The following is a 22,204-nucleotide window of genomic DNA, read 5'->3' on the forward strand; positions in this document are numbered from 1 at the left end:
CCGCACGGTCGCGCGCGGTATGTGATGCTGACAGTTGGTTTTCGGAATCGATGAGGAGGTTCGACGTGCGCGGTGAGCGCCCGAGCGAGGAGCAACTGCGGCGGAATTTCGACGCGATTCTGGCCGAGGTGCTGGCCGGAGGCGGTGTGCGCTCCGCGTCCGGTCTGGATTCGCCGACCGAGGACGCCCTGTGGGCGATCGCGAAGGCGTACCCCAGCGTGCCCGACGACCTGGTGACCGCCGCCCGTGATTCCTTCGCCGGCCAGCTCGACGGCAGCAACGCCGCCCGCTGGCGTGCGGAACTGGAACGCAAGTTCGCCGAGCGCAAGCCGGCCTCGGACAGTTAGCGAAATCCGCGTGACCACTTCCCGTGAGTCCAGTGAAAACCGTTCCGGTACCGCAGATTCCGTGCCCGGGGCCGAATCAGCCACGCCCGCACCTGATTTCGGCGCCGATGCGGCCGTCTACGACAGCCCGGAGATCCATCCGCTGTCCGCGGTCCTGGGCGAGGCCCCGGCGCCCGACGAGCCCGAAACCCCGGACGCCCCGGAGGAACCCAGTCCGGACGTCGGCTTCAGCCTGTCCGCCGAGGAGCCGGACGTGCCCACGCGCGCCCGCCGTCTGGCCCACCGCATCGCCGCGGAGCTGCAAGAGCTGGGGCCCGAGGGCTGGAGTCGGGTGCGTGCCGTCTTCGCGCTCGCCGGCCCGGGCCAGCGTTCCCAGATCCGGTACTCCGACGACGACCAGCGCCAGGCCCTGATCGCCCCGACCGAGACGCTCATGAGCCTGGTCGTGTCGCACCGCCGCCTCTCCGCCGAACTCGGCGACCCGTGGTGGCGACTGGAATTGGAGCTGACCGCCGAGGGCGCGCTCAATGTCGATCACGACTACGGCGACGATCCCTTCCCCGACGATCAGCTGTTCTCCCCACAGGAGTACCTCGCCGATCTCGAGAGCTTCCCGCGTGACTCCCTGCCCACCTGGCTGGCCGCCTACATCGGCCATGAGAACCGCCAGGTGCGCACCCCGCGCCAGGCGGCCGAGCAAGCCCGCGCCGATCGCGAATCCGGTTATCTGCCGGTCGTTTCCGAGGATGACTTCCCTGCTTTTCCGCTGCTGTGGTCGCGCTGGGCGGCCATCGCCGCCGCCTTCGTCGCGGTCGGCTCGGAGTGGGGTCCGCGCGTGCTGCCCTCCTTCGGCTGGTTCGAGGGTTCCCGCCGCTCCGGTTCCTCGCTCTACGAACTGCCCGGCGGCCGCGCGGTGCTGTCCGGCGGCGTCTGGAACGCACCCGAACTCGAGGCCGCCTACAACGGCAAGGCCCCGCTGCCGCGGCTGTACGCGGGCGCGCCCGAATGGGTCGCGAACCCGGTGCTGAACACCCGGGCGGGCGGCGGGCTGCTCAGCTTCTGCTACTGGTGGGAGCGCGGCCGCTGGTATCGCGGCGAATCGCCCTCGGCCGCGGACGTCGCGGTCGCGGTGCCCGGCATCTGGACCGCCGCCACCGTCACCGACGTGATCTGCGATCTGCTCGCCGAGCATCCGTCGGCCGAACTGCGTTCGGCCGTGGCGAGTTTCGTCGATGCCGCGCAGCGCCGCGATGTCACCCACGCCCATCTGGAGGAAGTCTTCGGCGACGCAGCCGATTTGGACGCCGTGCACTATCAGCTGGCCTTGGCGGGCGTGGCGCGGCTGGGCCCGGAGCCGATCCCGGCATCCGAGGCGCTGGAGATCGTGCGCCACCACCTGCGCACCGAGAGCGCCGACACCACCGCCTTCCCGCCCGATCAGCTTCGCGCGGACCGTCTTTCAGTTGGCTGGCTGGTATATCTGCCGGTGGAGCCGGATGAGATCGTTCTCGATCGCGCGCTGTTCTACGTCGCCGACGACGGCGTGGTCGAGGCGACCACCTCGAGCATGCCCGCCTCGGCCTATCTTCCGGGACTGGAACAGCGCTTCCGCCAACGGCATTCGTAGTGATGGAATGGTGCCCGCGAGTGAGGAGTGAGACGTGACTGAAAACGACAACAATCGTTGGCCCGGACTGGCCAAGTTGGCGGGTCAAGGCGGTCTCGAGCTGACCCCGGGTGCGGCGCGCGAGGGTGCGAAGCGGGCGGCCGCAGCGGCGAACGCGCTGACCTACGCCAAGAACTGCCAGGAATTCCTGACCAAGCACACCGGCTTCAGCGACAACGGCAAGCTCGACCAGATCCTGATCCTCAAGCGGCGCTTCAACGACCAGGCCACCGCCCTCGGCACGATTCTCGATCACTACACCGACCTGGTGAATGCCATGGCCGACACCATGATCCAGGCCGACAAGACCTACGACGCGGCCGAGAAGGACTCCAAAACCAGGTTCAACGACCTGAAGAACTCGGGCGACGCCGCGGATCCCGACGCGACCAAGCCGGGCATCGTCACCGGCAAGATCCCGGATCTCGGCGGGGACGGCATGCCGCGCGTCGACCAGGACAAGAAGGGCCACCCGGACCTGTACAACATCGCCCACGAACGCGGGCACTACGACGCGATCGATCCGGAGAACCCCTACTCCCACGACGATCTCGACTGGTTCTACGAGGCCGGCCAGGGCATGCACCCGCAGACGGTGGCCGACTTCGGCGCCACCTGGACCAAGGTCGCCGAGAAGGTCGACAAGACCTTCGACGCGCTGACCAAACAGCTCACCGCCATGGTCGACAACAAGGACTGGTCCAGCGCGGGCGCGCAGAGCGCCGTCGACGCGGCCAACACCTTCAAGACACAGGCGAGCGAGCTCACCGACGATCTGCGTGCGATGGGGACGAACCTCAACACGGTGTCGGGCTGGCTCGCGAACACCAAGATCATGATGCCGCAGAACAAGCCCACCGACTTCGACTACGAGCATTACGACCGCATGGAGCGGATCATCAAGGCCGCGCAGCTCGCGTTCCACAACTGGTACGTGCCCGGCCTGATCGGCGCGAGCCAGTCGGTGCCGAGGCTCGGCGATCCGACCGCCCCGAAGCCGAAGCTGGACGGTCCCGACCCGCGGTCGAAGGGCGGTGGCGATCACCGTGGCGGGGGCGACGGTGGATCGAACAAGTTCGCTCCGGGTGGCGGGCCGGGCGCGCATGCCCAGGTACCGCAGCCGAGGAAGGTCGACACCGATCCGAACAAGACGGATCCGAAGAAGACGAACCCCGACGGGACCCACCCCGGCGGCACCGACCCGAACGGAAAGAACCCGCACGGCGGCGACTCGAACGGCAAGGACCCGAACGGCAAGGACCCGAACGGCACCAATCCCAATGGCTCGAATCCGGATGGCACCAATCCGAATTCGAGCACGAGCGGCCAATCCGGTCAGGGCATGTCGCAACTCTCGAGCGCGCTGCAACAGGGCATGCAGGGCCTGAGCAGCCTGCAGAACACCAACAAGAAGCAGCAGGACCTGAAGGATCAGCTGAAGGATTCGCCGCTGGCCAATCTGCTCAACGACCTGAAGAGCCCCGGTGGTGGTGGCCCGGGCGGCGGCGGTCCCGGCGGGGTTCCGGAGAAGCCGGCGGCGCTGCAACCGGCCAATTCCCGGCTGTTCCCGCGCGCGGCCGTCGCCGAAGGGATCGAGTCAGCCACCGGCGTGGCCTCCCGCGCGGGCGTCGCCTCCGGCAGCGGCATGGGTGGTATGGGTGGCGGTATGGGCGGCATGGGCCACGGTGGCGGCGGCGCGCACGGCGCCGGCGGCAAGGAACACAAGCGTCCCGAATTCCTCGATTCCAGCGAGCATTTGGACGAGGCCATGGGTACCGCGCCGATCGTGGCCAAGCCGGTGGTCGAGGGCTGATGCTGAGATCCTGGTCGTTCACCGATCTGGAAATGCTGGTGCTGTGGGAGGAACTCGGCGAGGAGCACCTGCCCGAGCCGCTTTTCTTCGCCAGCCGCGCACCGCTGTGGAGCGCCTTCCAGGACAGCAAGTTTCGCGCCCGTGACGGTCTGCGCGACCGCGATCCGGACATCGACGAAGTGCTGCGCGTGCTGCACACCCCCGAGGTGCGGGTGGAGGTGCGCGGTTGGGACGGCATCGACCGGGCCAATCCCGAGGGCAGCATTCGAGCCATCGGTGCGCGCTCCGGTGAGGCCGCCTACCTGCTGGTGCAGCAACCTGGCGAAACCATCAGGCACGCGGCGGGATTCACCATCACCGAGCTCTGGGCGAACCAGCTGGCCGAGCAGATAGTGGGCCTGCTGCCCGATGCCCCGGCGGGGCACGGGAGCGAGATCGTGCTCGCCGAGGCGGAGGACGTCGCGGACACCGAATACGAGTTCGGCCTGTCCCCGGCACACGAGACGCTCGAGGGTGGAATCGTCGACCGCGCCGCGGAATTCCTGGCCGCCCCCGCCTCCACCATGGGCACCATCGATGTGGTGCAGGGCCGTTCGCGTTTCGGTCCGCGCGGCATCACCCGCCATCGCCTGCGGTGGCGCGATCTCGCCGAGGACGGCCGCTATCTGATCACCGCCGACCATCCGCCGATCGCGCTGCCCGCCGATCGCCGCCGCGTGGTGGCCGAGGTGGAGTTGCGGATCGCCGAGGTGGTCCTGGTCCTCACCGACGAATGGGAGATGAACCAGTGAGTGAAGACGACTTCCCGACCGAGTTCACCCTGTCCTCGCGTACCGGCTCGATTGTGGTGACCACCACCGAACAGGGTCTGCCCCGGGCGATTTCGGTGGAGCGCGATCAACTGCGCGGCGATCCGGAGCTGTTGGCCGCCGACATCCTGCGCCTGTGCCGCCAGTCCGCGGCGCGCGCCGGGATCGAGCGGCGCGCCCAGCTGAAGGCCGCCGGGCTGGCCCCGGAACTCTTGGCGCTGACCGGTCTGCCGACCGCCGAGGAGGTCACCCGGCAGGAGTACGTGGAGGAGCAGGAGTACGAGACCGAGCCCGAGAGCTGGCTGCGCCCGATCTGAGCCGACCCCGGCTGCACTCGCGCATCCGGTTAGGGTGTTCCCGTTCGACCAGAGGCCGACCGGCCGTGTCCTGACCCCCGCGACGGAGTAGACGATGCGAATCAGCCACGATCAGGTGGAGCTCGACGACTACGGGCGCACCTGCTACGAGGACGAGCCCTACACCGGGGAAGTCGAGAAGTACGCGGACAACGGGCAACTGGTACTTCTGTTCAACTACGCCGACGGTGTGGAAGACGGGCCGCAGCGGGAATGGTGGCCGGACGGCTCCAAGCGGTCGGAGGGCGTCACCCGCATGGGCGCCGCGGTGGGGGAGTGGCAGCACTGGTACGAGAACGGTCAGCTGAAGGAGCGGGTGGTGCTCGACGACAACGGCCTGCTGCTGGCCAGACAGCGCTGGACCGCCGACGGTGAGCTGACCATGGACAAGACGACTCGTCGCTGAGAGACACCGTGGAATCCCCTGCAGAGCAGGCCTGATCCGGGTGACGGTGCGGGCGGTGTCGGCGTTCGGGGCGATGGCCGATCGGCTATCCCCTGCTCGAAACGACACTGTCCGTTAATATTCCGTCTACTGGGTGGTTGCCGGCTGAAAGGGTTCTGATCATGGGTGGCGGTCGATTGCATTCCTACCAGGACCTTTTGACGAAGGCCTCGCAGAAGACCGGCGAGGTGCGCGACGGCATCAAGGGCGTGGTGGACGGATTCACCTCGCAGGCCGACGGATTGGGCACGCCGTGGGGCAACGATTCGCTCGGCCGCCAGTTCGCCGAGGGCGACCAGGGCTACAAGGCCAGCATGAAGAACATCGTCGAGGGCGCCCGGAACATGGCCGGGACGTTCGGCAACTTCTCCAAAACACAGCAGGAGTCGGCGGACAAGCTGGGGAGCATGGACCAGGCCAACCGCGAGGGATTCCAGGGCCGCTGATGTCCAACGAACAGCGCAAATCCGACCTGGCCGAGATCCTCGACGGCTTCGCCGATCAGATGCGCACCATCGCGCAGTTGCAGCAGGAACGCGCCGCGGTGACCGCCTCGGCCGCGGTGCGCGGCAAGCGGGTGACGGTGACGGTGAACGCCGACGGCACGGTGATCGAGACCCGATTCGGTTCCGGTATCGAGGATCTCGACTATCCCGAGATCGCCAAGGCGGTGACCGAGGCCGCGCAGCAGGCCGCCGCCGAGGCGGCCCGGCGCAGCCGGGAGATCATGGCGCCGGTGACGCAGACCCGGAATCGACTACCCAAGCTTGCCGACCTGGTGCCCGGGATGCCGGACCTGAGCAAGGAACTGGCGGTTCCGCCGCCCCCGGTGGTGTCCACCGCGCCACCGAAATCGCCGGAGCGCCTGCGCGGTTACAGCGCGAACGATCCGAATGCCGATGCGGCACAGTCGCGACCTGGCGGGGCCACCGATACCGGATGGTGAGACGACCGCACGAGGCGGCGGGGTAACCGAACATGGCCCTGGAACTGCCCTCAGAACTCGAATGGCTGGGCTGGCTCGTCGGGATGGAATGGCCCGAGGGCAACGAAGACCAGATGTGGGATCTGGCGCGCTACTGGAAGGACGCCGCCGAAGGTCTGCGTAACCAGGTTTCGGGCATCGACGCGGCCAAATCCGCCACGCTGGCCGCGTATATCGACGGCGACGGCCGCGAGAACATGGCCAAGACCTTCGACCTGCTGGCCGGCGTCGGGGGGAAGCAGGACGGCAATACCTCGATCCTGGACCTGGCGGGTTTCTTCGATCAGCTCGGTGATTCGGTGCACGACACCGGCACCGAGATCGAGTCGACCAAGCTCATGTTCTATTCGTCGCTGGCCATCCTGGCGATCGAAATAGCGATCGCCTGGATCTTCCCGCCCACCGCCCCGGCGGAGGAGGCGGCCGCGGTGGCCGGCACGCGCATCGCGGTACGCCTGATCGCCAGACGAGCGCTCACCGCCATCGAGGAATATGTCGGCAAGCTGATCGGCTCGACGCTCGCGAAATTCGTGGTGCGGCATTTCGTACTGGACGCCGGGCTGGGCATGCTGCAGGAAGGCGGCATCGAGGCCTACCAGGTGGCGGCCGGACATCGCAAGAGCATGGACTGGGGCAGGATCGGCGTCACCGGGGTCAGCGCCGGCGTCGGCGGTCTGGTGGGCGGCAAGGCCGGCGAGATGATCGGCGGCGCGCTGGCCAAGACCGAGATGAACCACTTCATGTCCGCCGCCCTCACCGGCGCGGGCGCCGGATTGGCCGGTGCGGGTGCGGGATTCCTGGCGGGGACGGGCACGCAGTTCGGGCTGGATCTGGTCAACCACGGGTGGGACGAGGCCGTCAAGAACGCGGGCAACGCCTTCACCCATTTCGACCCCCGCATGCTCACCGCGGGTGTGTCCAATGGCGGCATGTCCGGCTTGAATCACGCCGGCGTGCAACGCTTCCAGGAACACGTCGCGGCCCGGACGGCGGGTGTTCCGACCGACTTCGCGAATATCGGCGCCCGCCAGGACGGGAACGGAGTCTCCGGCAATCCCGGTCATACCGGCGGAGCCGATACCGGGGGTCCCCAGACCCACCCCGCCGGATTCTCGGGTGACTCGGGCGATCACTCCACTGGCGCCCGCCCCACCGGCGACGGCAGCACCGCGCGCCCCGAGGGCGGCGACACCGGCGGCGGCGTGACCACCGACAGCCGCGGCCGGGAGAACGCCACCCCGACCGATGGCCAGACCGCCACCGGCGGCCAGGGTCAAACCACCGGCGGCGACCACGGCCAGACCTCTCCGGCCGGGACCCCCACCACCACGGGCGAAACCCACGGGACTCAGCCGCACGCGAGCGCCGGCGAAACCAACGGCTCGGTCGAATCCGGCGTGCAGGCGGGCAAACACGAAGCTCCCGCACCGACTTCCGATCCGTCGAACACCACCGGCTCCGCGCCGCAGGCCGCCGCTCCCGTGGCGCAGGGCTCGGGCCCGGCGCAGTCCGCTCCCGCCGGCGGTGCCCCCGCGGCGGAGGCGAAGGCAACCCCGTCGTCGCAGTCCAACTCCGCTTCCCAGCCCGGATCGTCCACCGACAGCGGTCGCCAGCCTGCCTCCGCCCAGACCTCCGGGCGGGCCGAGACCTCCACCGGTGCAACAGATTCTGGTCCCGCTCCGGCCGAGTCCGGAGCTCCGGGTGCGAGCGCGCCCGGCGACATGCATGCGTCCGCCTCCACCACGCCCGCGCCCGCGGATTCCGCCGCCGGTGCAGATACGGGCCACGGCGCCTCCGGCCGAGCCGGCGGTGCGGGTGCGGGTGTGGCCCACGATTCTCCCGCGGGCGTATCCACCGGCCCCGCAGCCCGTGTGGACACCGCGATCGCCGCCTCGAGCACCACGGCGGCCCCGGCGACCACCGGTTCCGCCGCGCCCGGTGCCCCCCAACATGTCGCGGGCACTCCCGAACCCAGGACCGCCGCCCCCGAGTCCCGCACGCCCGGTACCGACCAGCCCCGCACCGCCGCCCCCGAGCCCCGCCCGGCCGCGCCGGGTCCCCGCGCGGGCGAGGCCGCCGGTGCGCGCCCCGAGGCTCCGCGGACGGAAGATGCTCGCCCCCAAGCGGATACGGACACCCGTTCGCCCGAGGCCACGGTTCGACCGGGCGAAGAACCCCCGGCCGCCCGCCCCGAGTCCCCCGAACCCGTCAGCCCGCACGAGGAATCGCAGCCCCGTCCGGTGTCGGACGAGACCCACGAACCCGCTCGAGCTGACGACCCAGCCGCCAGGCCCGATGATCCAGCCGCCAGGTCCGATGATCCGGCGGCTCGGCGCGACGACCCGGTCGAGCCCTCCGATGCCGAACATGGTGCGGAGCAGCGGGATTCCGGTCGCGACACGGAGCAGCCCACCGAGAAGCCCCGATCCACCGAGCCCGAGAATCCGCCCACCGCCGATCACGAGCAGCCGCAATCGCGCCCCGACCGGGACGAGGTTCCGCGCGAGACCACCGATCGGCCTGCGGAGCAGCAAGATTCGAAGCGCCCGGGCACGGACCACGGCCCGCTGGAAGAGCCGAACGCCACCACCGACCGCCCGGACGCGGTCACCGATCGCGGCGAGCCGGTCTCTGATCGTCCGGCGTCGACCACTGATCGACCCGAGTCCACCACTGATCGCACGGAGTCCACCACTGATCGCGCGGATTCCACCACCGACCGCGGCGAGCCGACCCCGGATCGCGGCGAGATCACCGGCGAGCGGACGGAACAGCCTGCGCCGGTGGCGGATTCACCCGAGGCGAAGGCACCGTCGGAGCATCCCGGCGATACCGCCGTGGGCCCGCGCTCGACCGAGGCGCACCCCGGATCCGAGCCGTCGGCGTCGGGGGAGCAGCCGCGCGAGCGTGACCGCGATGGGCACTCCGAGCGCGACGCGCCCGCGGATGGCCTGCTGGTCGCACCGATTCCCGTGGGAGACCACGCGGTGCCGCGTGCCGCCGAGCATGAATCCCGGCGCGGTCCGGAGGGCGAGCACCCCCGGGAGCCCGCGGCCGGCGACCACACCGCCGGTCCCCGTGAGCCTGCCGAAGCGCCCGCCGAGGGGCGTGCCGGTCGCCCCGAGCGCGGCGACGGCACGGCCGAGCATCCGGGCACCCTGGACGAGCCCACCGATACCACTGCGGCACACCATGATTCGGAGGATCCCGCGCCGAAGGAAGAGCCGCGCGGCAACTGCGGCGTCATGTCGCTGGAACGGCTCAGGGAGCTGACCGGCAATGATTCGATCCAGGTGCCCGAGCACGAGATCGGCCCGGAGGGCATCACCGCCAAGCAGTTGGTGGCGGCGGCGGGCGGCAAGCTGCTCACCTTCGAGGGCCACGATGCCATCGCCGCCCGACTGCTCGAGCTGGGCTCCGGTTCCGCGGCCCTGGTGGTGGATCACTACGCCGGTCCCGTCGACGAGCACGGTGTCGGCGCGCACGCCTACCTGCTGGTCAACGAGGGCGGCGAGATCGTCGTCAAGGACCCGGCGGCGGGCCGCGAGCACGGCTATCCGCCGATCGTCCCGGTGGAGACCAAGGGCACCCACGCGATCCTTTTCAAGGCCGACGGCACCGCCCACGATCCCCTCGACCTCCGCACCCGCCACAATCTCGACCCCAGATTCGCACCCCAGCCCAAGCCTCAATCCGCCGAGCCCAAACCTGAAACCGCTCGGGCCGCACCGGATTCCGCTGAGCGGCCGAAGGCGCGTGAGGCCGCCGCTGCCGAGGAGCTGGCGCGGATCGGCAAGGAGCCGGAGTCCGGCGAGTCGCATCAACCGGCCGAGGACGAGCACGGCGGCGCGAATCACGAACCCGACCACACTCCCGGGGACGACTCGGACCATGAGCCGCGTAAGGCGCCGTCGGCGGGTGAGAAGCTCGAACATCCGATCACGCTGACCGATGAGGTCTCCGATCCCGGTCGCCCGCAGCGCATCGACGATCCGAACTACCTGGCGGATCAGGCGCGCGGCGCGATTGTGGAGGAGATCGATCCGAACGGTCCGCGGGTCCAGAAGGATGAGAACGGTCTGATCCGTTCCATCGACGGCAGGCCGGTCCACGACTATGTGGGCGATCTGTCCCGCGCTCGCGCCGAGGCGCATGCGGCGGCTCGGCTTCAGGGCGAGGGCCCGTGCAGTGCGGTGGCGATCGATCTGCGCACCGGCCTGATCACCGAGGGCATCAACGGTTTCACGTTCGACGTGATCGATGATGCCCACCTGCATCCGCTGTTGGGTGAGAACTTCCGTGCGCTGGGTGATTACGAGCACCCGGTCATGAAGGCCGAGGGTGAGGTCCTCACCAAGAAGGTCAAGGGGGGATTGCAGGAGGATGTGAAGTTCGAGGGTCGCGCCCATTTCGACGCGCCGCTGCGGCACGCGGAGGTCAAGGCGGTCAACGAACTGTTGTGGGCGCGTCAGCGTGAGCACGAGCAGCAGTGGCGCGATGCGGGTCATGAGGGTGACCCGCCGCCGTTGGGCCGGGATGTGCTCAAGGAGATGCGTTTTGATCCGCGTTGGCTCCAGAACACCCAGCGTCAGGCGATCGGCGAGCCGGCCCCGGCATGTGCCAACTGCAGTTCGATGCTGCACGACGTCCCCAGCTACTGCGGTCGAAACGAGTTCGTCCCGGGGGATTACCGCCTCAACGAAACAGGCGGCAAGGTCGACGCGTATCGCGAACCCGACTCGATTCCGGGCATCGCCGGTGTGCGCGAGCCCGAGGGCCACGAACCTGCCGATCACCACGCGTCGGAAGGGCCCCCGGATCCGGAGCATGCTCCTTCTGCTGATCACGTTGCAGACCAGAACGATTCCTGGTCCGGCCTGAGTCGTGACGAGGTCAAGCAGCGGCTCGAGGGGAGTGGAGAAGGCGAATTCGGCCTGCACACAGCAGGTTTCGACAATCCGGACTTGCCCCACGAGTACGCCCGCGAGTACGGCCGCGCGGTCGAGGAGATGCGGCGGCGGTATCCGGATGTCCGACTGGGGTCGGTCGAGATCGGCCCGATCGACGCCGCCCCGGAAGCGTTCGCGGCGACATGGGCCAACCGGGACGAGACCGGGCGGATGGGCGCGGATCGGATCGTGTTCAACGAGCGCTATGCCACCGATCCGGAGGCCTTCACCGCCCGCATGCAGGAGAAGATCGACGCGGGCCGGTACGCGCCGGGCATCGGAGAGCGCCCGCTGTATGGCGCGATCGTGCACGAATACGGGCACGTGGTGGAGATGAACGGTCAGCGCACGGCCCGTCATGAGGCGGCGGATGTCCTGCTCGGTCACTTCGAGGCCGTCTACGGCACCCGGGACCCGGAGCTGTTCGATCATTGGCTGAAGCAGCTGCCCGGCTATGCCTTCGACGAGCACGGGCATCTGAACCCGCCGGAGGCGCTGGCCGAGGCGTTCCGCGATGTGGAGATGAACGGCCACAACGCCAGCGAACCCGCGCAGGTCCTGCATCGATTGCTGACCATCAGCACCGATGATGTCGCGAGCGCGGCCGCTCGCGACCATGGTGTCCCGCTGCCCGACCGAACCCCTTCGCCCCGAGCGGATTCCACCCCCGACCAGATGTCGCCCGGCGAGCACTCCGCCGGCGACCCGCACGAAAACCGCAGCACCCCGGGAACTTCCGACCCCAACGAGCACTGGCTCGAGCGCCAGGAGGCCATCCAGGCCGACTGGAGCGCCCGCCAAGAAGTCGAGCACGCCGCCTGGCTGCGGGAACAGGCCGAACACTATCCTCCCGGCTCCCTGGATCGCCGTCTCGCGGACCTGCGCGCGGAGCACGCCGAGGCGCTGGCCCGCATCGCCCGCGATCGCGCGGACTATCTCTGGGAGGCCGCGGGCGGTCGCGACGAGAACGCCTCGCACGCCTGGAGTTCCGACCTCGGCCAGGGGTCCACCACCGAGCCCCGCCACGAGTCCGCTGCCGAGCCCGGCCACGAGTCCACCGTCCAACCGCAGGCGAGCACCGCCGAGGTCGCCGTGTCGGAGACCTCCACCCAGGCGGTCCGCGCGGCCGACCCCGCCACCCCGGTCGCCCCCGTCGATCCGGTGCAGGCCGCGCCGGCGCTGCGCGCGGCGGCCGACCACCTCGGCCGCTCCGAGGCCACCCCCGGTCCACGCGAACGCGGTGCCGCGGAACAGGGTTACGCCCGCCGCCTGTCGAAGGCGCTCGGCCTGGACGAGGCCATCGGTCCGCAGGACCGCCAGGCCGCCTTCCGTGATGTCGCCGAGAATGCCCGCGCCCGTGGCCGTTTCGGTGATCCGGAGGGCAATGTCCCGCCGCGCCCGATGCGCGCCGAGGACTACGGACGCCTGACCGACGACGAGCGCGTCACTCCGGTGCGCTCCGAGCCCGATCCCGGCGAAACCTCGCGTCGGTTGCCGCTGGAACCCTGGTCGGACACGAATCGCGGTGCGGCGCACGACGAGCCGCGTGCCATGACCTTGGACGAGCTGCGCCACGAGCTGGCCGAGAAACTGGGCCTGCGGCCGGAGGACATCCGCCCGGAACACCTGTCCGAGCTGGCGGGCGAACTGCAGTACCGGAACCTGTTGCGGGCCGGTGCGATCGAAGCGCTCCACGACGCCGTCGACCGGCACGCCCGAGCCGCTACCCCGGAGGAACGGGTGCGGGCCGCCCGGGTCCGTGACGAGTGGGCACGCCTGCTGGGGGTCGATCCGGACCGGGTGCTGCCCGCGCACGCCGAGCGCACCCTCGCCGACCTGCGGGCCGAAACCCTCCGCCGCGCTTCGGATGTCGCGGATCTGGTGGCCGCCACACACGCCACCCCGGACCCCGCCGACGGCCACCACCTGGTCTTGCAGGCCGGCGGTGACCGGGTGCATGTCAAGGTCACCGAGAACCCGGACGGCTCGCATCGCGTCGAGGTGACCTCGCGCCCCGACCTGCCCGTACCGCCGGAGGTCGAAGCCCCGGCCAAGACTCCGGGCCTGCTGCGCCGCATGTGGAATCGCATGATGGCCGGATTCAAGTCGCACTCCCCGGATTACCCGGCGGGTTCGGGTCTCGACGACGGCCAGGGCAAACTGGTCAGCATCGCCGGCCATGCGCTCCAGCACTTCGGCGTCGGGGTCGGATTGCATTGGGACGACATCGGCGACCCGAGCCCGCTCGGCATCACCAAGCAGGTCGTGACGATCCTCAAGCAACGCGAGCGCATGCCGTTCAAGTTCTTCACCAACAGGATCGCCGACATCTCCCCGGACGTGGTGCCCATGCGCACCCGCGACGGCCGCGAGTACGAGCCGTGGTTCTCCGAGGCCGATCCCATCCTGCGCGCCGAGATCGAGGAGAGTCTGCGCCTGGCGGGATTGCCGACCGAGGAGGACTACCTGCGCGAGCGCGCGGCGCATCCCCCCGAGCCGCTGCCGGAACGCCCGACCCTGGATGCCCCGCCCGAACGGACCTGGGGCACTTCGGTTCCCGAGCCGGTGGTGCATTCCTTCGACGCCCGCGATGCCGCGCTGACCGAGTTGGTGCACCAGGCCCTGCGGCACGATGTCGATGTCGCGAGCACCGACCCGGCCGCCCTGCGCGGCGCGGTGGACGACGCCGCCTACCGGCTCATGCGCCGCGCCGGCGCCATCGAGGCGCTGCGCGACGCCGCCGAGCGCTTCAACCTGCAGTCGGAGCTGGTGCCGCCGCGGCCGGTCGCCATCAATGACTCGGATCCCCTGGGCCGCTACATACGCGATGTCCGCGAGGTCAAGGAACTGCGTATTCAGCAGGAACGGGCCGATGCCCGCCGGCAGCTCGCGGGCGCGGACCCCGACGACCCCGCGCTGGAATACCGCCCGCGCGAGCCGCGGGTGACCGCCCTGGACTATGTCGGCGTCAACAATGGCGCCGGCGACCCGCGTCACTTCGAAGATCCGGATCCCGCGCAGCCGGAGCGCGAACAGGGTGGGTATTTCAACGATGCCCTCCGCCGGGACCAGGTCGCCGAGGAGCGCTCGAACTGGGCGCAGCTGCTCGGGGTCGGCCTGGACGAACTGACCCCCGAGCGACTCGCGCACACCATTGCAGACCTGCGCATGCAGGTCCGCGACGAGGCCGACCACCTGGCCGAATTCTCCGGCGCGGTCGACCATTTCCTGGACGCCGACACCGTGGCCCGCGATCACGCCCGTCAGCTCATCGATCGCACCGCGCACGTCTGGCTGGACAGCGAGGGCGGCGCGATGCTGGAGCCCGGTATCGGGATCCGGCCGGGCGAGCACGCGGGCGACCCGCACCGGCTCGTGGTGATCGGCGCCGACGGCGAGCACGTCGGACGCCTGGCCCGGTACCTCGCCGACCATCCCGAGATGGGCGGGATGCTCAATCGCGGTGAGCTGCGACTGGATTTGCGCAACGTGGAGCTGAACGCCGACGGCGATGTGCACGTCGTCGCGCCAAAGACGGTGCCGGAGGTGCGTTTCCACGACCTCGACCTGAACGGCGAGCATGCCCCCGTCCTCATGGTTCGCGAGGGCGATGCGGAATGGCATGTGGTGCAACCGGAGCCGGCGCACGCGCCCGGCCCGGAATCCGCCCCGCACGAATCCGCGGCGAGCGCACCGCGCGACCCCGACGTGGTGCACGCCGAACGCAAGGCGATGGCGAAGCGGCTGTCGGTCGAAACGGCGGACCTGAGCCCGGATCGCATCGAAGCCACCATCAAGGCACTGCGCCAGGACAACGCGCTGCGGGCCGCGCAGATCGAGGGCATGGCGGATTACATCCGCACCAGCGATGCCATCGAGAATTTCCACAAATTGGACCGGGTGCTCGGCAACCTGGCCAACCGCCTCGGCGTGGAGCCGCACGAGCTCACGCCGGAGGGCCTGGCCCGGGCCATGACCGACCCGTCGGTGAAGCGGGCCCTGCGCAAGCAGATCGCCGGTGACCTGCTCGACTACGCGGAACTGGTGCGCGACAACGTCAATCCCAAGGGCGAGCCGGAGGGTGGCCGGTCCAAGGCCGTGCTGGAGGCCCGTGACCGGCTGGCGCGGCGGATGGGCGTCGAGCCGGAGGCGCTCTACGGGTCCAAGCACGAGGTGGACGACGTCAAGGGTGAGGTCGTCGGGTACGAGCGGGACCCGGAGAGCCTGAAGCAGAGCAAGCTGCTGCGCGCGGTCAACGACATCCTGACCAGATCGGAGCAGGATCCGCACCTGCTGGCGGCGCTGGCCGAATACTCGCGCACCGTGGGCGAACACGACCCCCACCACAATGAGCTGAGCTTCGACGCGCGCAATGATCCGCGGGTCGCCGACGGCGAACTGCCGATCCACGATCGTGACGCGCCCGCGCTGCTGCACCGCCTGCTCAGCGAATCCATCGGCGAGCCACCGCTTTCCGATAATCCGCAGGGGGCGGCCGAGGTGTGGTCGCGCCTGCTGGCCGTGGACATCAGTGATGTCGACCGCACCGTGAAGCTGTATCGCGAGCAGTGGCCCGAAATGCACGATCGGCTCTCGCCGGACGAACTCTCCCAGGTGCTGCGCACCCAGCGGGACTTCGATGCGCAGACCGCTTACACCCAATACCGTGACAGCCTTGGACCCGATCGGACGCCGCTCACGTCGGAGGATCTGAAGAAGGTGGTCGAGCGGGTGCGCTGGGCCAGGTCCGCCGAGGTCTACGAGGTGTACCGAGACGGCAAGATCGAGGAGCACGAGCGGCCGAAGCCGGACGAGCTGGTCGAACTGGTGCGCGGCATGCGGGAGGAGATCGACTCCCGTGAGGCCGATATCGATGCCCTGGCACGCTTGGCGGCCGAGTACAACGCGCTGACCACGCCCGTGGAACCCGCACCGCCGCCGCGGAATCCGCGCGAGGTGGCGGCCGATCTCGCCGAGGCCCGCCATCAGCTGGACCTGGCCCGCGACGGCCGCGACTACGCGTCCGGCCGGATGTATCTCGAGCAGAACCGTCCGCTGCGCGAGAGCGACCTGACACCCGAGCGCCTCGCGGGCACCACCGACTACCTCGCCACCCGTTCCAGCGAGGAGGGCGGCACGCTGCCGAACTCCGAGCAGCGCATCGAGGATCTGCGGACGGCGGCCGAGCAATACCACCGGGCCGAGGCGCGGGTGCGTGATCTCGAGGCCGAACTGCACGCGGCGACCGAGGCCGCCATGGGCCCGCTGGACACGCCGGTCGATGTATGGCAGCGCGAACTCGCCAGCGCGCGAGCCGATCTGGAGGCGGCGGTGGCGGCCTCCCCGGGGCGCTGGCCCGAGGATCTGGACCGCGTGGTCGATCAGGTCGACCGGCTCTCGCGGATGCCGCTGGAGACCGGCGACATCTGGACCCCCGAACTGGCGCCGGTCCGCGATGCCGCACAGCGCTATCAGTCCGCGCTGGAATTCCTCGATCGCGCCGAAGCGAACCTGGTGGATGCCTCGCATGCCGAGGAGTCACCGCGGGAGCGGGCCGAGCGCGAACTCCGCTATGCCCGCCAGGACGAGTCGCTGGCCGAGGCGCGGCGCAATATCGCCAAGATCGGATTGCCGGTCTCCGACGGCGATCTCACCCGTTCCTGGGCGGCCGACACCCGCTCGGAGCTCGCCGACACCCCGCGTGGTGAGCTGTCGCCGCGGCAGCGCGGTCTGCTGGAGCTGGCCGACGCCGTCGACCAGCACCACGACGCCCAGGACCGCGTCACCCGCTGGGAGACCGAGCTCGACCACCTGGACACCGACGCCCGCATCGCCGCCGACACCCCGGCCGCGGCGGCCGCCCGCGCCGTCGACAACGCGCACACCGCGCTGCGCGAGGCCATTGCCGACTACAACCGCCAAACCGGGCAGCGCGCCCAGGAATCCGACCTCGCCTCCGCGGACTACCGCGCCGCGCTGGTGGAGCTCGGCAACACCACCATCCGCGAATACACCGGCGATCCCGGCGCCGCCTTCGAGCGCCTGGCCGATGCCGCCGAAAACCTGCACCGCGCACGCGATCTCGCCGATTGGGTCGACGCTCACGGGCCGGAGGAGCGGGGACCGGCCGCCGGCGAGACACCCGGCGAGGAGGGTTCCGGGGAGACCGGTCGCGGCGGCTCCGAGCCGGACGATCCCTCCGGCACCGACCCGGCCAAGCCCGGCGGGCCGAACAAGCCGGGCAGCGATCCGGATCCGGCGGCGGCTGTGGATCCCTCAGCCGGTGTGGATCCGGCGGCCGTGGACCCCGCTGCCGCACAGCCGGTTTCGAATCACGCCGGGGAATGGGAGCCGCTCGGACCGCCCGAGACCCACGTTCCCAGCGACGCGCAACGGGCCTGGGTCATCGAGTCACTCGCGGACGCCGGGCAGCGCGCGCACGAGCGGGCGGAGGTCATCCGCGACCGGATGGACGACCTGGCGCGGGAACTCGGCGTGGACCCGACCGGCCGCTCGACCGAGGGCCTGGAACGCGCGGTCAAGGACGCCCTGGACACGGAGACCGCGCGCGTCGACGAGGTGATGAACCGGGAGAACATCCCGAAGCACGAAATGCAGGCCTACTTCGACGAACGCGCCGCGGCCAATGCGCGTTCGGCCGAACTCTCGCAGCTGCGCAAGACCGCCAATGACGGGTTCCGCGAACATCATCAGATGATGGACCGCTGGTCCAAGGCTCGTGAGATGGTCCACGAGGCCGCCGTGAACTCGGTGCTCGCCGATCTCACCGACCGTCAGGTGCGTCCCCGCATCGGCATCGGGGGCGACCCCGCCACCGTGCACGTGGTCAGCGACCTGCCGGATCACGGCCGCATCCTCAGCGAGGGCGTGCGCGCGCGGCTCGAACGCGAGGGCACTCCGGTCGAATACCGCCGCGTCGAGGTCTCGATGGCGGACGGCACCGTCACCGTCCAACGGCTGCGCCCCCCGGCCGATCCCGGTGCGGCACAGCCGCATCCGGCCGCCTCGCCCGGCCCGAACCTGGATGTCCGCTCGGCCGCGCACAATGGCTCGACCGGGCACAATGGCTCTTCCGGGCACGATGGCTCGGCCGGGCACGATGGCGCGACTCCCGACCCGGCCGCCGCGCACGGCCAGGGAACACCTCCGTCCGATGCCGTGCCGTCCGAACATCCGTGGTCGCCCGCCCCGGCCGACGAATGGTCCGGGCGGAGCCCCGGGGAGATCGCGCAGACCCTGCGCGAGCGGTGGCGCCTCGAGGTCACCGGATTCGACCGCACCGACGTCGAACCGGAGGTGCTGCGCGAGTTCGCCCGTGCCGTCGACGATATGAAGCGCCGCTTCCCGGACGCACCGCTGCGCGAAATCCTCATCGGCAAGGTCCCGGACGATCCGGAGGACATCGCGTACGCGATGACCCGTGCCAAGCACGAGAACGGCCGCTACCGGGCCGACCAGCTCATCCTGAACGAGATCTTCGCGACGAATCCAGAGGAATTCCATCGCTCGCTGATCGAGGACGAGCTCGACGGCGGCCACACGCCGAGATCCAGTACGCGGCCGATCTATTCGCAGATCGTGCACGAATTCGGCCATGTGCTGGACTTCGCCGGACAGGGTCGCGCGCGCCGCGAATTCGACGATGTCCTGTTCGAGCACTACTACAACACCTACGGCACCAACGACGGCTACCTGGACTGGGTGCACCAGCTCAGCAAGTACAGCCTGCACGATCCCAACGACAACGGCTTCCTCGTCTCGAACCCCACTGAGGCACTGCCCGAGGCGTTCACCGACGTGATCATGAACGGCGATCGTGCGAGCGAACCGGCGCGGGTCGCCTACAAGCTGCTGCTCGAGGCGTACAACGATCAGCACCCCGGCAGCGTCGATCCCGGCGAGCTCCCGCCCGCCATGAGCCGCCGGACCAGCGACCCGTCCGGTGAGATGCCCGAACCGACACCGCGCGATCACGCGCCGGTCGAGCCGGAGCGGGACGGCGGCTCGAAGCCGCCGGGCGACGACGAGCACGGCGGCGGCGCGGGCGACGGCCACGGCGAGCATGCCGGTGATCAGGGCGAGGAGCCGCACAAGGCGCCGTCGGCGGGGGAGCCGGTGGAGCATCGGCTGGAATTCCCGGAGGCCGAGCCGTATCCCCATGACGCACCGGATATCAACGATCCGGACTTCGTGCAGAACAAGCGGCGCGGCGCCGTCGTCGAGCGGATCGATCCGCTCGACGAGAGCCGGGTTCGGTTGCACGACGGGCTGATCGAGATGGTCGACGGCAAGCCGGTCCAGGAGTACGTGGAGGAGCTCGCTCGCGTTCGTGCCCTCGAGCATGCGCAGACCTTGGCCCGGCGGGGCGAGGGGCCGGTCAGCGCCGTGGCGATCGATCTGAGAACCGGTCTGATCACCGAGGGCGTGAACGGCCGGGTGACCGACAACATCGACGAGCGGCACCTGCATCCCTTGCTGCGCGAGAACTATCGGGCACTCGGCGACTGGCAGCACCGGATCATGGCTTCCGAAACCGAGGCACGGCAGGGCCAGAGCCTCGATATCAACGGCGATGTGATCAAGGATGCCGCGGGCAATCCGATCATCGGTGACGTGGTCTTTCATGGCCGGGCTCACTACGACAACCCGCTCCGGCACGCCGAGGTGAAGGCCGTCAACGAGATTCTGTGGGAACGCCAGCGGCTCAACGGCGACGAGCCGCTCGGCCGGGAAGTCCTGCGGGAGTTGCGGTTCGACCCCCGCTGGCTCAAGGACATGCAGCGCGGCACCGTCCCCACCGGCGACCATTCCCCGGCCTGCGCCAACTGCAACTCGATGCTCCGCGACGTCCCGAGCTACGCCGGCCGCCTCCTGTTCGTCCCGGGCGACTACCGCCTGGAACAGCCCCACGGCGAGGTCCCACGGCACGTGGACCCACTCCCGGACTCGATCCCCGCCCCCGAGCAGCCCCTCCAGCCCGCCCAGCCGGCAGCACGCTCCGAGGACGTGGCCGAGCCCTCCGCGAGCCCGGAAGGTGCAGTCCCGCAGCAGCATCCGAGCGCCGAATCGGCGGTTCCGGCGGTCGACGCCGAATCCGTCGACCGTGGCGACGGTGCGGTGGCCCGGGAAGTGGTCGAACCCTCCGGCGATCCGGTGCGGCAGCCCGAGAATCCAACGCCGCCCGCCGCCGACTCGGATACCGCTGTACCGCAGGCACATCCGGTCTCCGAGCCGGTCACTCCGGTCGCTGATGGTGAATCGTCCGTTCCTGCCCAGGAAGCGGAACCCGCGCGGCCGGATCAGCCCGGCCGGACGGTCGAACCGCCCGCGGACGTGGCTGATGTGGCAGCTGGTTCGGAAGAGGGTGGCGACTCCGGGGACTCGGCGGGTCATTCGGATGGCGGAGAGCCGGTGCCGCCCACGCGTTCCGGGAACGACGGTGGGGACGGTGCCGGACATCCGGCCGGGGCGTCCGAGGATCGGTGGAAGTGGAATCCGGACTGGCGGTCGCATGTGCCGCATCCGCCTCGGCCCTTCAATCCGACGTTCCCGCAGTACACGCCGCAGCCTTCGCAGCAGCCTTATCCATGGACGCTGCCGCCGGATGAGCAGCAGCCGTCGAACGGACCCACCGAGCCGACTGGTCCGGCGGGGCCGGGAGATCGTGGACCCGGTGGACCTGCCGCGCCCGCGCAGCCGCAAATGCCCGCGCAGCCCCAAGTGCCCGTACATCCGCAGATGTCGCACATTCCGCCGATGGGGCAGCAACCGCCCTGGCGGAACGTGCCGCCGAACGGGCAAGTGCCGCCGTGGGGTTCGTGGCCGCAGCCGCAGCAGCCGCACTGGCCCGATGGGCAGTATCCGGGTGGGCAGCCGGGGTATTCCAACGGTCAGTCGGAATACCCCAATGGTCAGCAGCCGGGGTACCCGAACGGTCAGCAGCCGGGGTACTCCAACGGTCAGCAACCTGGATACTCCAATGGTCAGCAGCCCGGGTACCCGAACGGTCAGCAACCTGGGTACTACAACGGTCAACAGCCTGGGTACCCGAATGGTCACCAGCCGGGTTACCCGAGCGGTCAGACCGGGTATCCGCAAGGGCAGCAGCACTATCCGGGAGGACCTGGCGGATCGCCGCGAGGTCCGGGGATGCACGGGGTTGCCCTGCCGTCGACGCCCGAGTCGTCCAATCGGCATGGCGCGCCGGGGAGTAACGGTTCGCAGGACAATGGCGCCGGTAATGGCGCGGGTGGTTTCCCGGCCGGTCCGATGGGTTCGCCGGGTGGCCAGGGCGTCGGAGGCAATTCGCGTTCCGCCAGCCGCTTCCCGCGCGCGTCGGCGCCCAGCGGCCAGAGTCACGGAATCGTGCTGCGATCCCACTCCGGTTTCGGCGAGTTCGCGCAGTTGGATCCGGCGAGCGGGGAGTTGCGGTCGGTCGCGGCCGGCGCGGGCGCACCGGCGGGCGTCTACGACCATGTGGACGGCCTGCGGGTCCTGTTCTTCCGCGATCCCGCCCGGGGCCTGGTCCTGCAGGTCGGCGACCAGCGTTTCGATGTGGATCACGTAGGCGCGGAGGTGTATTGGGAACGCAGCCAGCAGGGCTTCCACCGCCTGCTGGTGGCGGTATCGGGCGCCCCGCGGTGCGAGCTGCGCTACAGCCCGCGCCCGGCCGACGCGGACCTCGGCCTGCTCATCCGAGACGTCCTGACCGACCCGACCCGCCGCGCGGGCATCTTTTGCTGAGCGGGCCCCGATGCGCGCCGAGCATGCGAGTCCGCCGATGCTCTCGGCTCCGCCCACCGCGGGGCCGTCC

9 protein-coding genes are annotated in these 22,204 nt (G+C 69.9%); all 9 read left to right on the forward strand.

Annotated elements, in window-relative coordinates:
- The first annotated feature begins 65 nt into the window (after window positions 1–65).
- The 9 genes from ON43_RS05815 (at window position 66) to ON43_RS05855 (ending at window position 22,134) form a co-directional block, all read left to right on the forward strand.
- The gene (locus ON43_RS05815) at window positions 66–347 is read left to right on the forward strand and encodes a hypothetical protein (RefSeq protein ID WP_063712491.1); all 282 of its coding nucleotides are present in this window, start codon (window positions 66–68) and stop codon (window positions 345–347) included.
- A gap of 10 nt (window positions 348–357) precedes the next feature.
- Window positions 358–1,974, forward strand: a complete 1,617-nt coding sequence (locus ON43_RS05820; protein ID WP_245568484.1) for a hypothetical protein — start codon at window positions 358–360, stop codon at window positions 1,972–1,974.
- 34 nt (window positions 1,975–2,008) lie between these two features.
- Window positions 2,009–3,826: a hypothetical protein gene (locus ON43_RS05825; protein ID WP_040804454.1), complete on the forward strand. Its 1,818-nt coding sequence runs from the start codon at window positions 2,009–2,011 to the stop codon at window positions 3,824–3,826.
- A complete protein-coding gene (locus ON43_RS05830; protein ID WP_040804457.1) occupies window positions 3,826–4,617 on the forward strand; it encodes an ESX secretion-associated protein EspG in 792 nt (263 codons plus the stop codon). Before ON43_RS05825 ends, ON43_RS05830 begins: the two co-directional genes overlap by 1 nt.
- Window positions 4,614–4,952 (forward strand): hypothetical protein, encoded by a 339-nt coding sequence (locus ON43_RS05835; protein ID WP_040804459.1) that lies wholly within the window; start codon window positions 4,614–4,616, stop codon window positions 4,950–4,952. The genes ON43_RS05830 and ON43_RS05835 overlap by 4 nt, the downstream gene beginning before the upstream one ends.
- A gap of 94 nt (window positions 4,953–5,046) precedes the next feature.
- Complete coding sequence (locus ON43_RS05840) at window positions 5,047–5,397, forward strand: toxin-antitoxin system YwqK family antitoxin (RefSeq protein WP_040804462.1); 351 nt, start codon at window positions 5,047–5,049, stop codon at window positions 5,395–5,397.
- A gap of 161 nt (window positions 5,398–5,558) precedes the next feature.
- Entirely contained in the window at window positions 5,559–5,882 is a 324-nt protein-coding gene (locus tag ON43_RS05845; RefSeq protein WP_157513921.1) for a hypothetical protein, read from the forward strand.
- The gene (locus ON43_RS05850; RefSeq protein WP_040804468.1) at window positions 5,882–6,382 is read left to right on the forward strand and encodes a YbaB/EbfC family nucleoid-associated protein; all 501 of its coding nucleotides are present in this window, start codon (window positions 5,882–5,884) and stop codon (window positions 6,380–6,382) included. The genes ON43_RS05845 and ON43_RS05850 overlap by 1 nt, the downstream gene beginning before the upstream one ends.
- A gap of 32 nt (window positions 6,383–6,414) precedes the next feature.
- Window positions 6,415–22,134 (forward strand): WXG100-like domain-containing protein, encoded by a 15,720-nt coding sequence (locus tag ON43_RS05855; protein WP_040804471.1) that lies wholly within the window; start codon window positions 6,415–6,417, stop codon window positions 22,132–22,134.
- Window positions 22,135–22,204: the final 70 nt, after the last annotated feature.

This window comes from Nocardia concava NBRC 100430, assembly GCF_000308815.1.
Classification (GTDB): domain Bacteria; phylum Actinomycetota; class Actinomycetes; order Mycobacteriales; family Mycobacteriaceae; genus Nocardia; species Nocardia concava.